Origin of the sequence: Pedobacter sp. BG31, assembly GCF_042464845.1 — a bacterium.
Lineage (GTDB): Bacteria > Bacteroidota > Bacteroidia > Sphingobacteriales > Sphingobacteriaceae > Pedobacter > Pedobacter suwonensis.
Genome location: NZ_JBHNZK010000008.1, coordinates 38,164 through 54,018, shown reverse-complemented (window position 1 = coordinate 54,018; position 15,855 = coordinate 38,164). Strand labels below are relative to the sequence as shown.

At 41.9% G+C, this 15,855-nt stretch carries 7 protein-coding genes; all 7 read left to right on the top strand.

The features are described from left to right. Position 1 precedes the first annotated feature (1 nt). The 7 genes from ACFE6N_RS11755 to ACFE6N_RS11725 all read left to right on the top strand — a co-directional run bounded on the left by ACFE6N_RS11755 (position 2) and on the right by ACFE6N_RS11725 (position 15,630). Entirely contained in the window at positions 2 to 1,375 is a 1,374-nt protein-coding gene (locus ACFE6N_RS11755; RefSeq protein ID WP_378936623.1) for a glycoside hydrolase family 43 protein, read from the top strand. Between the two features lie 261 nt (positions 1,376 to 1,636). Next, on the top strand, positions 1,637 to 3,589 hold the full coding sequence (locus tag ACFE6N_RS11750; protein WP_378936621.1) for a glycoside hydrolase family 97 catalytic domain-containing protein: 1,953 nt from the start codon (positions 1,637 to 1,639) through the stop codon (positions 3,587 to 3,589). 25 nt (positions 3,590 to 3,614) lie between these two features. Then, complete coding sequence (locus tag ACFE6N_RS11745; RefSeq protein ID WP_378936619.1) at positions 3,615 to 7,652, top strand: two-component regulator propeller domain-containing protein; 4,038 nt, start codon at positions 3,615 to 3,617, stop codon at positions 7,650 to 7,652. Between the two features lie 271 nt (positions 7,653 to 7,923). Further along, positions 7,924 to 11,055, top strand: coding sequence for a SusC/RagA family TonB-linked outer membrane protein (locus ACFE6N_RS11740; RefSeq protein ID WP_378936617.1), 3,132 nt, complete (start codon positions 7,924 to 7,926; stop codon positions 11,053 to 11,055). A 61-nt stretch (positions 11,056 to 11,116) separates the two neighbouring features. Further along, entirely contained in the window at positions 11,117 to 12,949 is a 1,833-nt protein-coding gene (locus tag ACFE6N_RS11735) for a RagB/SusD family nutrient uptake outer membrane protein (RefSeq protein WP_378936615.1), read from the top strand. 11 nt (positions 12,950 to 12,960) lie between these two features. Then, entirely contained in the window at positions 12,961 to 13,638 is a 678-nt protein-coding gene (locus ACFE6N_RS11730) for a DUF3823 domain-containing protein (RefSeq protein ID WP_378936613.1), read from the top strand. A gap of 72 nt (positions 13,639 to 13,710) precedes the next feature. Further along, the gene (locus ACFE6N_RS11725) at positions 13,711 to 15,630 is read left to right on the top strand and encodes a family 43 glycosylhydrolase (protein WP_378936611.1); all 1,920 of its coding nucleotides are present in this window, start codon (positions 13,711 to 13,713) and stop codon (positions 15,628 to 15,630) included. Positions 15,631 to 15,855 lie beyond the last annotated feature (225 nt).

Here is a 15,855-nt window from a genome sequence, read left to right as displayed (position 1 = left end):
AATGCAGAAAAAAATATTTGGAATAGCGCTGTTAACCAGTATATTATCAGCGCTGTACAGCTTCGCCCAAAACCCGATCATTCAAACTTATTATACCGCCGATCCGGCGCCAATGGTACACAATGGTACCGTTTACCTATACACTTCTCACGATGAAGATGTTACCGTAAAAAATTTTTTCACGATGAACGATTGGCGGTGTTATTCTTCAAAGGATATGGTTAACTGGACTGATCACGGTGCTATTTTATCCTACAAAGATTTTAGCTGGTCTCGCGGTGATGCATGGGCGGGTCAGTGTATCTTCAGAAACGGAAAATTTTACTATTACTTACCTGTAAACCAAAAAAATGGCGGAAATGCAATTGGCGTTGCGGTCTCCGGCAGTCCGACATCGGGCTTTAAAGATGCCATTGGTAAACCATTACTTACAGGATTTGGTTACATTGATCCTACTGTGTTTATTGATGATGACGGACAGGCTTATTTATATTGGGGCAATCCAGAATTGTATTACGTAAAACTGAATAAAGACATGATCTCTTATGATGAAAAAGTTGGAATCGTAAAAGTGCCGCTAACCAAACAAGGCTTTAGTGTGAGGAAAAAAGATGCAGACAAGAGACCATCAGAATACGAAGAAGGACCATGGTTTTTTAAACGAAAAAATAAATATTACCTGCTTTATCCGGCAGGTGGCGTACCAGAACACCTGGCTTATTCTACCAGCGATGGGCCTACCGGGCCCTGGTTGTATGGAGATACGATTATGAAAGTGATTGAAGATCGTGGTGCATTCACCAATCACCCTGGATACATCGATTTTAAAGGTCAGTCTTATTTATTTTATCATGATGGGTCTTTACCGGGAGGCGGTGGTTTCAAACGTTCCGTTTGCATTGAACCGTTTAGTTTTAATGCCGATGGTTCGATTCCAAGAATTAACCGCACCAGATCAGGCGTATTGAAAAGCGCCGCAAATCTGAATCCTTTTAGCCGCGTGGAAGCGGAGACTATCGCATGGTCTGAAGGAGTAAAAACGGCCAAAGATAGTTTAACAGGGGCTATTTATGTAACTAATATTGACAATAACCATTACATCAAAATCCGCAGTGTAGATTTTGGCAAAGGTGCAAGTAAGTTTGAGGCTATTGTTGCTGCACAATCTTCAAAAGGGAATATAGAATTAAGGGCAGACAGTTTAAACGGAAAACTGCTGGGTAACCTGGAGGTAAAATCAACCAAAAGCGCTCACGATTGGAAAGCCCAGCTTTGTAAAATAAACCAGCTTACCGGCGTACACGACCTCTATTTGGTTTTCAAAGGTGAAGGTAAAAACATCTTTAATTTTGACTCCTGGCGTTTGATCCGTTGATAGATAAGTGTTTTTATCGTCTGCAGTTCACCAATATCAAAAGCAGCTGTAACCTGCTTACAAATAAGGCTTTTAATAAATTGCTAACCTTTAATTGGGGTACATCATATCTGTATCTGGTAAAATAGATTTTGAAAAAACAATAAACGTTATCATAACATTTAAAATTTTTTCCTAATTTTCGGTTTTCAAATACTGATCCGATCAATCTAAACCAAATAAACTTATCCTGTTGTGATGAATATCCCCAAATCTTTAACCATGAATTATTGTAAAGGCATCTTATTGGCAATGGCGTTAGTTGCCCTCCACATTTTATCTTTCGCCCAGGACATGAACGTTATCAGTCCGGATCAGAAATTAATGGTTAAGCTTTATGTAAACGAGGGTAAACTTTATTATAATGTAACGTTACAGGGAAAAGAAATGATTGAGCGATCTCCTCTGGGACTTCGTGGAAGCCAGATGGATTTATCATCCGGGCTAAAATTGACCGGCAAGCAATTACGAAAAATAGATGAGCGGTACACTGAACCCAAAATTAAAATCAGTAGTGTAAACTACCAGGCAAATGAGCTGATCTGCAAGTTTGAAAATGCATCAAAAAATCAGCTTGAAGTAGTATTCCGGGTGAGCAATAACGACATCGCCTTCAGGTATCAGGTTCCCCAGACCGGTGAGCCCGCAACCTTTGTTATTGAAGAAGAATTGAGCGGGTACAAATTCCCTGCAAATACCACTACATTTTTAACCCCGCAAGCTACCCCGATGATTGGCTGGATGAAAACCAAACCAAGCTACGAAGAAGAATATAATCCTGATCAGGCCATGGGCGTTCCATCCAAATATGGTGTAGGTTATACTTTTCCTGCTCTTTTCCACCTGGGGAACGATGGCTGGGTATTGCTTTCTGAAACAGGGGTTAATTCGCTATACTGTGGATCAAAGCTGAGTGAAGGAACTAAAGATGGCCATTACAAAATTACTTTTCCGGAGAAAGGTGAAAATAATGGCATTGGTAGTGCAAACCCAACCATATCCTTACCAGGCAATACCCCTTGGCGTACCATTACCATAGGGCGTACACTCAAACCCATTGTTGAAACGACTGTGCCATTCGATGTTGTAGAGCCACAATATCCGGCATCAAAAAACTATACCTTTGGCCGGTCTACATGGAGCTGGCTGTTATGGCAAGATGAAAGCATCAATTTCGAAGACCAGAAAAAATTCATCGATCTTTCTTCAGCTATGGGTTATGAATTGGTACTGATCGATAACTGGTGGGACAGCCGGATCGGGCGGAAAAAAATAGAGGAACTGGTTACGTATGGCAAAGAGAAAAATGTTGGTATTGCCTTGTGGTATAATTCTAATGGATTTTGGAACGATGCACCGCAAACTCCTAAGTATAAAATGAATACGGCCTCTTCAAGAAAACAGGAGATGGCCTGGATGCAAAAAATCGGGATAAAAGGGATCAAAGTAGATTTTTTTGGTGGCGACAAACAGGAAACCATGAAACTTTATGAAGATATTTTGGCTGATGCCAATACTTTTGGTTTAACGGTGATTTTCCATGGCTGTACAATACCTCGAGGTTGGGAAAAAATGTACCCTAACTATGTGGGCAGTGAGGCCGTACTGGCATCAGAGAATCTGATATTTGGGCAACATGCAAATGATAAGGAAGCTTTCAATGCCAGTCTTCATCCCTTTATCCGCAATGCTGTAGGTGCAATGGATTTTGGTCCGGTTCTTTTAAACAAGCGCCATAACAGAAAAAATGACGGGGGAACCATTAGAAAAACAACAGAAACTTTCCAGGTGGCCACTGCTATCGTTTTTCAAAATCCTGTACAAAATTTTGGCATTACGCCTAATAACCTTAGCGATGCTGCGCCTCATATCATCGACTTTATGAAAAAAGTGCCTACCATCTGGGACAATACGGTTTTTATTGACGGATATCCCGGGAAATATTGCGTACTGGCACGCCGCCATGGCGATACCTGGTATATTGCAGCGATAAATGCTGAAACGACTGAGAAAACGATAGACATTTCGCTCCCAATGTTATCGGGTACTGAAGCGACTTTGTACAATGATGCTGAGGACCGTTCGCCTCAGATAAAACAGGTGAAATTAAACAATTCAAAAAAACTGAAAGTAAAACTGTTACCGGGCGGGGCAAATGTAATCGTGGCAAAATAAGATAGTTCCACAGGAGGGGATGGTTATGAAATTGGGACTGAGGGTATTATTAACGCTTTTTTTATACAGCACTGTACTGGTGGCGCAAACCAATCAGGCTAAGTTTTTATCGCTTCAGGAAGGATTGTCGAGTGAGCAGGTAATAGATGTTGTACATGATAAGTATGGATTTATCTGGATTGCGACCGAATTGGGCCTTAACCGTTTTGCCAGCAATTCTTTTAAACAGTTTTATAAATCAGAAAAGGCAGACGGCTCTTCGGTAAACAGTAATGAAATCAATACCTTATTATATGATAACGATCAGGTTTTTATAGGTACACGCGCAAACGGCTTAAATGTTTATGATTTAAAAACCAATCGTTTTTCATATTACGTTCATGACGATAAAAATCCACAATCGCTAGCCACTAACGATATTACCGATATTATTAAATCACGGAGTGGCCACCTCTGGTTGGCCACCTATCACCAGGGCGTACAACGTTTCAACACCTCAACCAAAACATTTGAGCGTTTTAACAGAAAGAACCTTCCTAACCTGCCGGAAAACAGTACCTGGACACTCATTGAAGACAAAAACGGAACGCTTTACATTGGCCATGTAAATAAAGGAATTTCTATTCTGAACCCCAAAAACCGTAGCGTAACGGTTATCAATGTGAGTAATAGCAAGGGTTTGCTACCAGACAACGAGGTTAAATCGCTGTTTTGTGATCCATTTAACAACATCTGGATCGGAACCAGAAAAGGCCTGGCCATCTTCAACCCGAAAACAAAAAGCCTGAAAAAAATAAACCTCTTTTCAAAAAGCATTAATGGAAAGGAGCCGTTTATCTACTCCATTAAAGCTATTAACGGCTCCATATGGCTTGGCACCGAGTCATCACAGCTATTTATGCTCAATCCCGAATACCTGGCTGATGGCACAATTTCGCAGATAAAAAACATAACATCTGCTAATTTAAACCGTGGCAAAACCTCATCGGTCCAAAGCATTGATCAAGATCAGTTTGGCAATGTATGGATGGGGATTTACGGTGGCGGCATTGCCTTTACAAGCCATATTAAACCCTTTTTTTCTATCCTTTCCACACAGGCATTATTTCCCGGACAGGGAAAACCGGCAACCGTCATCAGCATTTTAAACGACCGCGATAATAGTATTTGGCTGGGTACTGTTGGCGATGGGGTATTACATGTTAAACCTAATGGCAAGGTAAATAAAATTAACACTGGCAACAGTGCGATAGGTGACGATTTTCTTCTGTCGGGATTACAGGACAGCGACAACAACAAATGGTTCGGTCTTCAAAATGGTGGGGTATCGTTTTTTAATGCAACCACACAGGCCTGGAAAAAGGTAGAAACCGTCGAAAAAATGTCGTCTGTTAGGGCAATCGTTGAAGATAAAGCAGGCAACATCGCTTTCGCTGCCCAGGAAGGGGTATTTATCCGTTCCAAAACAGGGGCATTCAGCAAATTAACCACCCATAGCCCTGTACTCGGAGACTATGCGCCACGTACCATAGCAGAAGACCAAAATGGAAACAGATGGATAGGCACCTACGGTCAGGGTATTTACATTTTTAACTCTACCGGAAAGCTAATAAAAAAAATAATAAAAGGACAGGGAATCAACAGCAATACCATCAACCATTTATTTGCTGATCGTCAGCACAACATCTGGATCGCGACCAATGAAGGTTTAAGCCTCCAGCCGGCCACAAAAAAAACAGGTGAGCTGGAAATCATTGTTCCGCCGGGTGGTAAAGCCTGGTTAACCATCAATGCTATTGCTGAAGACAAAAGTGGAAACATTTGGTGCTCTACACGTCAGGGGTTGTTGCGCTACCTGATCAAACAGAAAAAATTTTTCAGATACGATCAGGCTTTCGGAATACCCCTTGGTGGTTTTACCATCAATAGTGTCGGTACTGATGCGCAGGGTTCTCTGTTTTTCGGGATGCCATCGGGAGCTGTATATTTTAATCCCCTGCTGGTTCCTCTGGTATTGCCTAAATCGCCCATCAGGATTAGCAGTTTTGTGGTATTCAATGCTGGAGAAACAAATACACAAAGTGAAAAACACCCCGGCATTGCTGAAAAAATAGAACTTGAACATCAGGAAAACAGTTTTCGCGTAGAGCTTGCGGTAATGGATTATGCACTGAACGACATGGTGGAGTTTAGTTATCAGCTTCATGGACTGGATGATAAATGGGTTTTCCTGGGCGATAAAAAAAATGTTGATTTCAGAAATATCCCTCACGGCAGCTATGAGCTTCGTATCCGTACCCGCCAGAAGAATGAAAACTGGTCTGATAGTACTCAGCAAATGCGCATTGAAATTTTTCCTCCTTTTTACCTGAGTACATTTGCCTGGTTTTGTTATGTATTGGTGTTTGCCGGAATTATTGTTACACTGATATTTTTTCACATCAGGAAAGTATATGCAGAGGCAGAACTCCGCGTAAAAAAACTTCAAATGGTGCAGCATGAAAAACTAAACCTGGAGCGAATGAATTTTTACACCAATATTACCCATGAACTTCGCACTCCGCTCACGCTCATACTTGGGCCTTTGGAAGACCTCTTACAGGAAGAAAAACTTGCGTCTAAATATAAAAATGGCCTATTGATGGTGCAAAAGAATGCCAACAGGCTTTTCTCGCTTGTGAATCAGTTACTCGAATTCCGCAAGGTAGAATCGCAGTACAAACCCCTGGTTTTGGGCGAAGATTATCTGGGTGAACTGGTAAAACAAATTGTTCAGAAATATGCTGAAGCTAATACCAATACCGACCTGCAGATTAGCTGTACAATTGAACAACCAGACATTAAAACCACCTTTGATGGCGAAATTGTTCAATTAATTTTAGATAACCTGTTATCAAATTCCTGCAAACATACCGCTGAAGGAAAAATAGAGGTCCATCTTACCTACGAGCAAGACAACTTAACTACGTCTGCCCTGATCTGTGTTAAAGATACCGGATGTGGAATCGAGGCAGAACATCTTAATAAAATCTTTGAACGGTATTATCAGGTATCGAAAACAGTTAGCCATGGAACCGGTATTGGCCTGGCACTTGTAAAAGAACTGGTAGCCATACACCAGGGAAAAATTTCAGTAAAAAGCCAGCCGGGTAAAGGGAGTGAATTCTGCGTACGGTTGCTAACCAATGCGGTACCTGCTACACCACAAAATAATCTCCACATTTCTTCATCTAATCCCATAGAAACCGCTAACGATTTACGTGCAGTTGTGCTTCTTATAGAAGATGAAAAAGATTTGAGGGAGTATCTAGCTACCGTGCTATCAGTAAATTATGAAGTAATTACTGCCTCCAACGGTTTGGAAGGATTTGAACTGGCTAAAAACCGCATTCCAGATTTAGTAGTAAGCGATGTAATGATGCCCGATATGGATGGCTTTACCATGCTCAAAAAGCTGAAAGAACTGCGTGAAACCAGCCACATCCCCAGCATATTCTTAACCGCAAAAGATGCCAATAATGATAAAGAAATGGGATATGTTCTTGGTGTTGACTCATACCTCACCAAACCCGTAAGTCCAAAGCTTCTCAACAGTCGCATCGAAAACCTGCTGCTAAAGCGAAAAACCTTATATACAGCAATGTTAAATCGGCTTTCTGGTGATAGAGGTGACACGAAAGTTAATCCACCGGAAAACAACCCCGAGCTATGGCAGGAGAATGCTCTTGTACAGGAATTTGTAATGCTGGTGGAAGCATGTATCCAGGACGAGGTACTTGACGCAGCTACCCTTGCCGACAAAATGAACATGAGCCAATCTACACTGTACAGAAAATTAAAGGGGCTTACAGGTAAAAACATCAACCAGCTGGTACGTAAAATCAGGATACAAAAAGCAGCCAGACTTCTCCGTTCAGGGCAGTATAATATCACAGAAGTTTCTTTAATGGTAGGTATAAACAGCGCTATTTATTTTCGTCAGTGTTTTAAGGAAGAATTCGGCGAACTCCCATCCGAATATCAGAAAAAAGTAGCCATAAAAACCAAAATAGCACCATTTTGACGAAAATACAAATCAAAATTGACGGTTTTGTATACTGCCCCACCTGTTTGAAACCTGTAGGTTTGGAACCAACTATTTATAGATCCAGCAACAGGTGAGTTCACCGACTCATTTTTCAATGAAGCTAACCAGGCAGATTTGAGGGGTACTACCTAAACGGGTATTCCATCAGATGACTATGGTGTTTACGCACCAGGCCAGGTTTTAACCCATCGGTAGTGTGGATCTATAACACTGGGCAAAAACACTTTTAAACAAAACCAAATATAACATGAGAATCCTGAAAATTTTCTTCTTATGCCTTATGGTATGGGGAATCCCCTATTACTCATTTGCGCAACGCAAGATTTCCGGACAAGTACTGAGTGAACTCAATGATCCGCTGGTAGGCGTAACCATTGTAGTTGAAGGTACTTTACCCAAAGAAATCACCACTACCGACGCCCAGGGACGTTTTACGCTCAACACGAGCAAAGGCGCATTTCTGGTTACATATATCGGTTACAAAAACCAAACCATTGCCATTGGCGATAAAACGCAATTCACAATCAAAATGGAACCTGATAATCAGGGATTGGAAGATGTGGTGGTAGTAGGTTACGGTAAACAATCTAAACGAAACATTACAGGTGCGGTAAGTAACCTGAAAGCCGAAGATGTGGTACGTACTTCTTCTACCAGTACGGCAGGTGCATTGGCGGGTAAAGTGCAGGGGGTTTCTGTACGCGCTAAAGATGCCCGTCCGGGACGTGGAGCCAGCATCGAAATCCGTAACATGGGAAACCCTTTATTTGTAATTGATGGGGTAGCTTATGGCGGTCAAACCGGAACCGACTGGGTGGGTACACAAAATGCATCAGGTGCTGATATTTTTAACTCACTGAACCTGGAAGATATTGAAAGTATATCAATTCTTAAAGATGCAGCTGCAGCAGTTTATGGTTTCAGAGCCTCAAAAGGGGTGGTTTTAATTACAACCAAAAAAGGTTCAAAAGAGGAAAAGGTAAAAATTAATGTTAATGGTTATCTGGGCTGGCAAAACCTTACCCGTTTCCCTGAAATGGCAAATGCAGCACAATACACACGGGGTTTGGTAGAAGCAGCACAAAATGAAGGCCGCGACCCAAGCTCGGTATATACCCGAACAGAACTTGCCAAATGGCAGGCAGGTACTGAACCAGGTTATAAAAGTTATGATTATGCCGACATGGTGATCCGCAAGGATATTCCGCAGCAGTACATCAATGCCAACATTACCGGTGGCGGAAAAAACTCAAACTACTTCCTCTCGGTTGGTAACCTGAAACAGGATGCCATGATTAAGGATTTCAATTATAAACGCACCAACCTACAGGCCAACCTGGAAGCAACGGTACTTGAAGGACTTACCGTCGGCACCCAAATTTCTGCCCGTCAGGAAAAAACACAGGATGTGGGGTTACCAGGTGGAGACGGTTATTTTTCTTCCATTCTGGCCATTTTCAAAAACAGGCCAACCGTTGGGCCGTATGCCAATGATAATCCTCTATATCCGAATCAAACCAACGAGTTTGCCTATAATCCGGCAATCTTTAGCCGGGACATTGCTGGTTATAAAGACAATAGCTTTATGAGTGGTAATATTAATTTAACCGCTTCGTATAAAACAAAGTTTGGCCTCTCAGCAAAAGGTCTCGTTTCTTATAATTATACCAATAATAAGTTTGATGGATTTCAGTATACCTACGATGTTTACCGTTATGACAATGGCAACTACGTGCGCAGTAACGGAACCAATTCAAGATGGCGCTATAAAACCGACCGTGTAGCGGTAGCGAGGTCGGCACAATTCCAGTTAGATTATACCAAACAAATCGGAGACCATAATTTCTCGGTAATGGGTGGTTACGAGCGTTCAGACTGGGACAGGACACTGACCACAATAGGCTCAAACCCTACCAATAACTATATTCCGCTGGTAAATACCATTTCCGAATTGAGTGGTATAGGCGATGAATGGCTTTACGAAGCAAGAGCAGGTTTCATTGGTCGTTTCAACTATAATTACAAAGGGAAATATTTACTGGAAATATTAGGCCGTTATGATGGTTCTTACCTGTATTATTCGGGTAAAGAATGGGGACTTTTCCCAGGCGGAAGTTTAGGCTGGCGGATTTCTGATGAGCCATTTTTCAAGCCATTAAAAGGAATCGTAAATGACATGAAACTTCGTGTCTCTGTTGGTCAAACCGGATTGGAAGAAGGTGTGGGTATGCATGGCTACCTGTCAGGCTACAACTGGGGTTCAGGAAATGCCGTATTAAACGGAACGTATTATCCGGGTATTCAGCCTAAGGGCCTTCCGGTACGTAATCTTTCATGGGTAAAAAACACCAATTACAATGTTGGTATCGATGTAGGAATGTTCGATAATAAGTTAACATTCACTGCCGATGCATTTAAAATTATCCGTACAGGTTATCCGGGCACAAAATACGACGTACTTCTACCATCTGAAATCGGTTACACGCTGCCGAATGAGAACTTGAACAGCAATGGTTACTACGGAGCAGAAGGTATTATCACTTATGCCAGTAAAGTTGGCGAATTGAACTACACAGTGAGCGGAAACTTTACCTTTTCAAGGTATAAAGTACTTGATTCATATAAGCCACGTTTCAGCAATTCGTATAACGAATATACCAATTCATCTGAAAACCGTTGGGGCGGCATTTGGTGGGGCTACGAGGTTGTAGGCCGTTTCCAGTCTGAAGAAGAAATCCGTAATTACCCGATTAACAACGATGGCAACAATAACAGAAATCAATTACCGGGAGATTTTATCTACAAAGATGTAAATGGCGATGGTGTGATCAATGACCTTGATCAGCGTCCGATTGGTTATCCTACCGGTTGGGCACCAATGATGTCTTTCGGCGGCCGCATTGGTTTATCATATAAAGGTATTGATCTGAATATTGATTTAGCTGGTGGCGCCATGCAGTCATGGAATCAAGACTATGAATTGAGAAATGCTTTTCATGGTGGTGGAAACTCGCCTGCTTATCTACTGGAAGACAGGTGGCACAGGGCTGATCCTTACGACCCGACAAGTGCCTGGATTCCGGGCTATTACCCGGCAATACGTAATGGTAATTCAGGGCCAAACAGCAGAAATAATAGTTTCTGGCTTAAAAATGTGAAATACTTACGTGTAAGAAATATGGAACTGGCTTATACCCTGCCTAAAACAATTGCCGACAAAATCAAAGCGCAAAAAATCCGCTTTTATGTAAACGGATCGAATATGATTTCTTTCGATAACGTAAAAGATTTCCAGATCGATCCGGAGATTGAGGCTGCAGCAGCAGTAGTGTATCCGCAGCAAAGGGTTTTTCTGGCGGGATTTAACATAACATTTTAAACAAAGGTAAATTCATATCAGGCTGCATCAGGCTGATCAATACCTTTAAAAATTGATTAAGATGAAAAAAATTTATATAGCGATTGCATTGTTTACGGGTTTAACCATGAACAGCTGCAAACACGATGACTGGTTTTACCGCGAATCTAAAACCACCATTACCGATGAACAATTGTGGAACGATCCAAATCTGATCACTTCACTTTTGGCAAATTACTATAACCGCCTGCCTTCCTTACATGGTGTTTTTAATACGGGCGGAATGACCGAGCTGGACGATGCCATGTGGTCGGGAACGCGCGATCAGAACGGCAAAAATGACTTTCAATATGGCAACGATTATGGTCGTTACTGGGATTATGGATTGATCAGGGACCTTAACCTTTCCATTGAAAACATCACTGCCCAGGGCGCAAAACTTACACCCGCCCAAAAAAGCCTCTATATAGGCGAAATGCGTTTTATGCGTGCCTTCGTTTACTTCGAAATGGTAAAACGCATGGGTGGTGTACCATTAGTAACAAAACAACTCATCTACGATTTTAGTGGCGACCCCAGTCCGCTACAGGTTCCGAGAGCAAAGGAATCAGAAGTTTACGATTTCATTTATAAAGAGCTGGAAGAAATTAAAGCTGACCTGTCAGGCAATAACGGTATACCCACACGTGCCAATAAATATACAGCTTTAGCATTGGAAAGCAGGGCTATGCTTTATGCCGCTTCCATCGCCAAATACAATAGTTTAATGGCAGCTCCAATCAGCACCACTGGTGGCGAGGTGGGCATCCCAGCTTCAATGGCTACAGATTATTACAACAAATCGCTTGCAGCTTCGAAAGAAGTAATCGCTGGTCCGTATGCATTATACAATAACAATCCTGATAAAGGGGCGAACTTCTACGATATGCTGAACAAAAAACCTGTAAGTGAAGTCATCTTTGCAAAAGATTTTGCACTTGGTACCAAGGTACATCGTTTTACTTATGATAACATCATCAAAAGCATGACCGAGGATAACGAAGCTTCATCAGCAATTTCACCTTCCTTAAGCCTCGTAGAGAGCTTCGATTATTTAGACGGAACAAAAGGTACTTTAAGAGATAAGGATGCCAGTGGCAATTACATTGCTTATGCTAACCCTGCTGATATTTTTGCCAACAAGGATGGTCGTTTATATGGAACTGTTATTTATCCCGGAACAACATTCAAAAACAATGCAGTAAGAATACAAGCCGGAGTAGCCGTATGGAATAACGGTAGTTATCAGTTAACTACTTCATCAGTACTCGGTGGAAATTACACGGACAATCAGGTTTGGACAGGTTTTGATGGACCTAAAGATGATGCCGTAGATGTAAGCAATACGGGTTTCTATATCCGTAAAATGGTGAGTGACGCCGCCGCGGCCAGTACACGTGGTACATCGGCTGTAAACTGGTGGCCTTGGTTCCGCCTTGGCGAAATCTACCTGAATGCTGCCGAAGCCGCTTTTGAGTTAGGCCGTCCGGAAGCTTTAGGATATGTTAATACAATTCGTGCACGTGCCGGGTTTCCGGCCAATAGTTTAAGTGTCCTTACAAATGATATCATCCGCAATGAGCGCCGTATTGAGCTGGCTTTTGAAGATCACCGTTATTTCGATCTGAAAAGATGGCGCATTGCACACATCGTATGGGATGGTTCAGAAACCGACCCAAATGCAGTAGTAATGGGTTTATATTCTTACCGCGTAGTCAGACCTGGCCATCCGGATAATGGCAAATACATTTACGCACGCGTTCGCCCAACCCGCTTCCGCCGTGCCAGGTTCTTCCGTATGGCGAACTATTACTCTTCAATTGATCAAACGGTATTGAACAATAACCCTAAAATTGTTCGCAACCCATTCCATTAATTATTAAGATGATGAAATTTAGATTTTTAACAATCATAACAGCAGCCAGTATCTTTCTGGCCGGCTGCAGCGAATACGACAATTTCGACGCTCCGGAATTAACCTTATCCGGGAAAGTGGTTTATCAGGGAAAAGCAGTGAGTGTTCGTAACAATGGCCCCCAGTTAGAATTATGGCAGGATGGTTATCCGCTCAAATCACCTATTTATGTGTACATGAATCAGGATGGTAGTTTTTCCTCAAAATTATTTGCCGGTCAGTACAAATTAGTACGTCGTGCTGATGCGCCCTGGTTGCAACAGGCTACTGACACGATCAGGGTAAATCTTACAGAAAACACCAATATTGATGTGCCAGTAACGCCTTACTTTACCATTACCAATGAAACCTTTCAAAAAACCGGAAACACCATCAATGCAAATTTTGTCGTGAATAAGGTGGTTGCTACTGCCAATGTTGAACTGGTACGCCTCTACCTGGGAAAATCGGTTTTAACCGATCAGGTTCAGCGGGAAGTTCGGGTAGACGGAAGTATTCCTTCACTTGTATTTGGCGCACAAACAACATTGTCGGCTGATATTCCCGACAACCTTAAATCGCTTGACTTTATTTACGCAAGAATTGGTGTAAAAACCACAATTGCCGGTGAGTATGTTTACTCACCTGTGCAAAAAATAGCTTTAAAATAATATAAACAGGGTGTGGTTTTAATTCACTACACCCTGTTTATTAAATACAGTAATCAACTCAATCCTTTAAATATGAAAAGACTTCCATGTAAACGCCTGATCCTATTTTCTTTTTTACATTTTGCTTTTATTGGAAATTTATTCAGTCAGGAATATAAATCAGGGCCTGCAGAAAAAGATTTTGCAGGATATCTATTTACCTATTTTAAAGGAAATGCAGTAAAAGATGAAGCCCTTTGCTTTGCCATCAGCACCGATGGTTACAATTACCGCGCATTGAATAACAATGAACCCGTGCTCGATTCGAAACAGATCAGTTCTACCGGTGGCATCCGCGATCCCCATATTTTACGTTCGGCAGATGGTCGTTCTTTTTATATGGTGGTAACTGATATGACATCATCAAAAGGCTGGGATTCTAACCGGGCGATGACTTTATTAAAATCAGAAGACCTCATTAACTGGAAACACAGCATCATCAATATCCAGAAACGCTTCAAAGGCCACGACGACCTTAAACGCGTATGGGCACCCCAAACCATATTTGACCCCGCTAAAGGAAAGTACATGGTTTACTTCTCGATGCAGCATGGCACCGGCCCTGATATTATTTATTATGCCTATGCCAATAAAGACTTCACCGATTTTGAAGAGGAACCTAAAGTGCTGTTTAATCCAAAAAATGGCAAATCGTGTATTGATGGCGATATCATCAACAAAAACGGAATCTTCCACCTGTTCTATAAAACTGAGGGCAATGGAAACGGAATTAAGCTCGCCCTTACCGACTCCCTAACTTCAGGAAGATGGATTGAACAACCAGGCTATAAACAACAAACCCGCGATGCTGTTGAAGGTTCGGCAGTATTTAAGCTCAACAGATCAGATAAATATATTCTGATGTATGATGTTTATGGCAAGGGTAAATACCAGTTTTGCGAGAGTACAGATTTAGACCGCTTTAAAGTGATTGATCATGAGGTGAAAATGGATTTCCATCCCCGCCACGGTACTATAATTCCAATTTCGCGCAGTGAATTGCGAAACTTAACCGCTAAATGGGGAATCCCGTTGGGCATGGAACTAAAACTCGCCAAAAACCCGGTACTCGACGGTTTTTATGCCGACCCGGATGTACTTTATGCCAATAAGACTAAAAAATACTACATCTACCCTACCAGCGACGGTTTCGACGGCTGGGGCGGATATTATTTCAAAACGTTCTCCTCTACCGACCTTATAAACTGGAAGGATGAAGGCGTTATCCTCGACCTGAAAAAAGATGTAAAATGGGGTAACCGCAATGCCTGGGCACCCACTATTGCCGAAAAAAAGGTAGGAAAAGACTATCAATACTTTTACTATTTTACCGCAGCCCAAAAAATTGGTGTAGCTTCATCAGATCTCCCTACAGGCCCTTTTAAAGACTCCGGGAAGCCGCTGATTAACTTTAAGCCTGAAGGAATTAAAGGCGGGCAAGAAATCGATCCTGCCGTATTTACTGATCCCAAAACAGGAAAAAGCTACCTCTACTGGGGGAACGGTTACCTGGCGGTAGCTGAACTAAATAAGGATATGATCTCTTTAAAACCTAATTCGACCAAGGTTTTAAAAACAGATGAAACTTTCAGAGAGGGTTGTTATGTATTTTACAGAAAGGGTACCTATTATTTTATGTGGTCAGAAGATGATACCCGAAGTGAGAATTACCGTGTACGTTATGGAACGTCCAAATCACCAATAGGTCCAATCAGTATTCAGCATAATAACCTCATGCTGCAGAAAAATCCCGAATCCGGTATTTTTGGAACGGGCCATAATTCTGTGCTGCAGATTCCAGGTAAAGACGAATGGTATATCATTTACCACAGATTCAATTACCCTGACGGCATAAACATGGGCGATGCAGCAGGGTTTAACCGTGAAGTTTGCATGGACCGCATGTATTTCGATGACGCAGGGAACATTATTCCCATAAAACCCACGCACTAAACAACATATAAGCTCAACATGGTGCTATTACTATAAAAGCCAAGTGCGCAATGACAGGCACTCCACTTCAAATCAGTGTAGCCAGTTATTTCAGTATTGCTAACAAACTGGAAACCTATTCAAACCGGAAGGCCTGAAGGAAGGCAAAAAATGGATTTGCTTTACGGTGTCAGCTGATGTTAAGGAATTGCATAGCGCCGGGGTATCGTCAGCTTCGCAGCGTAA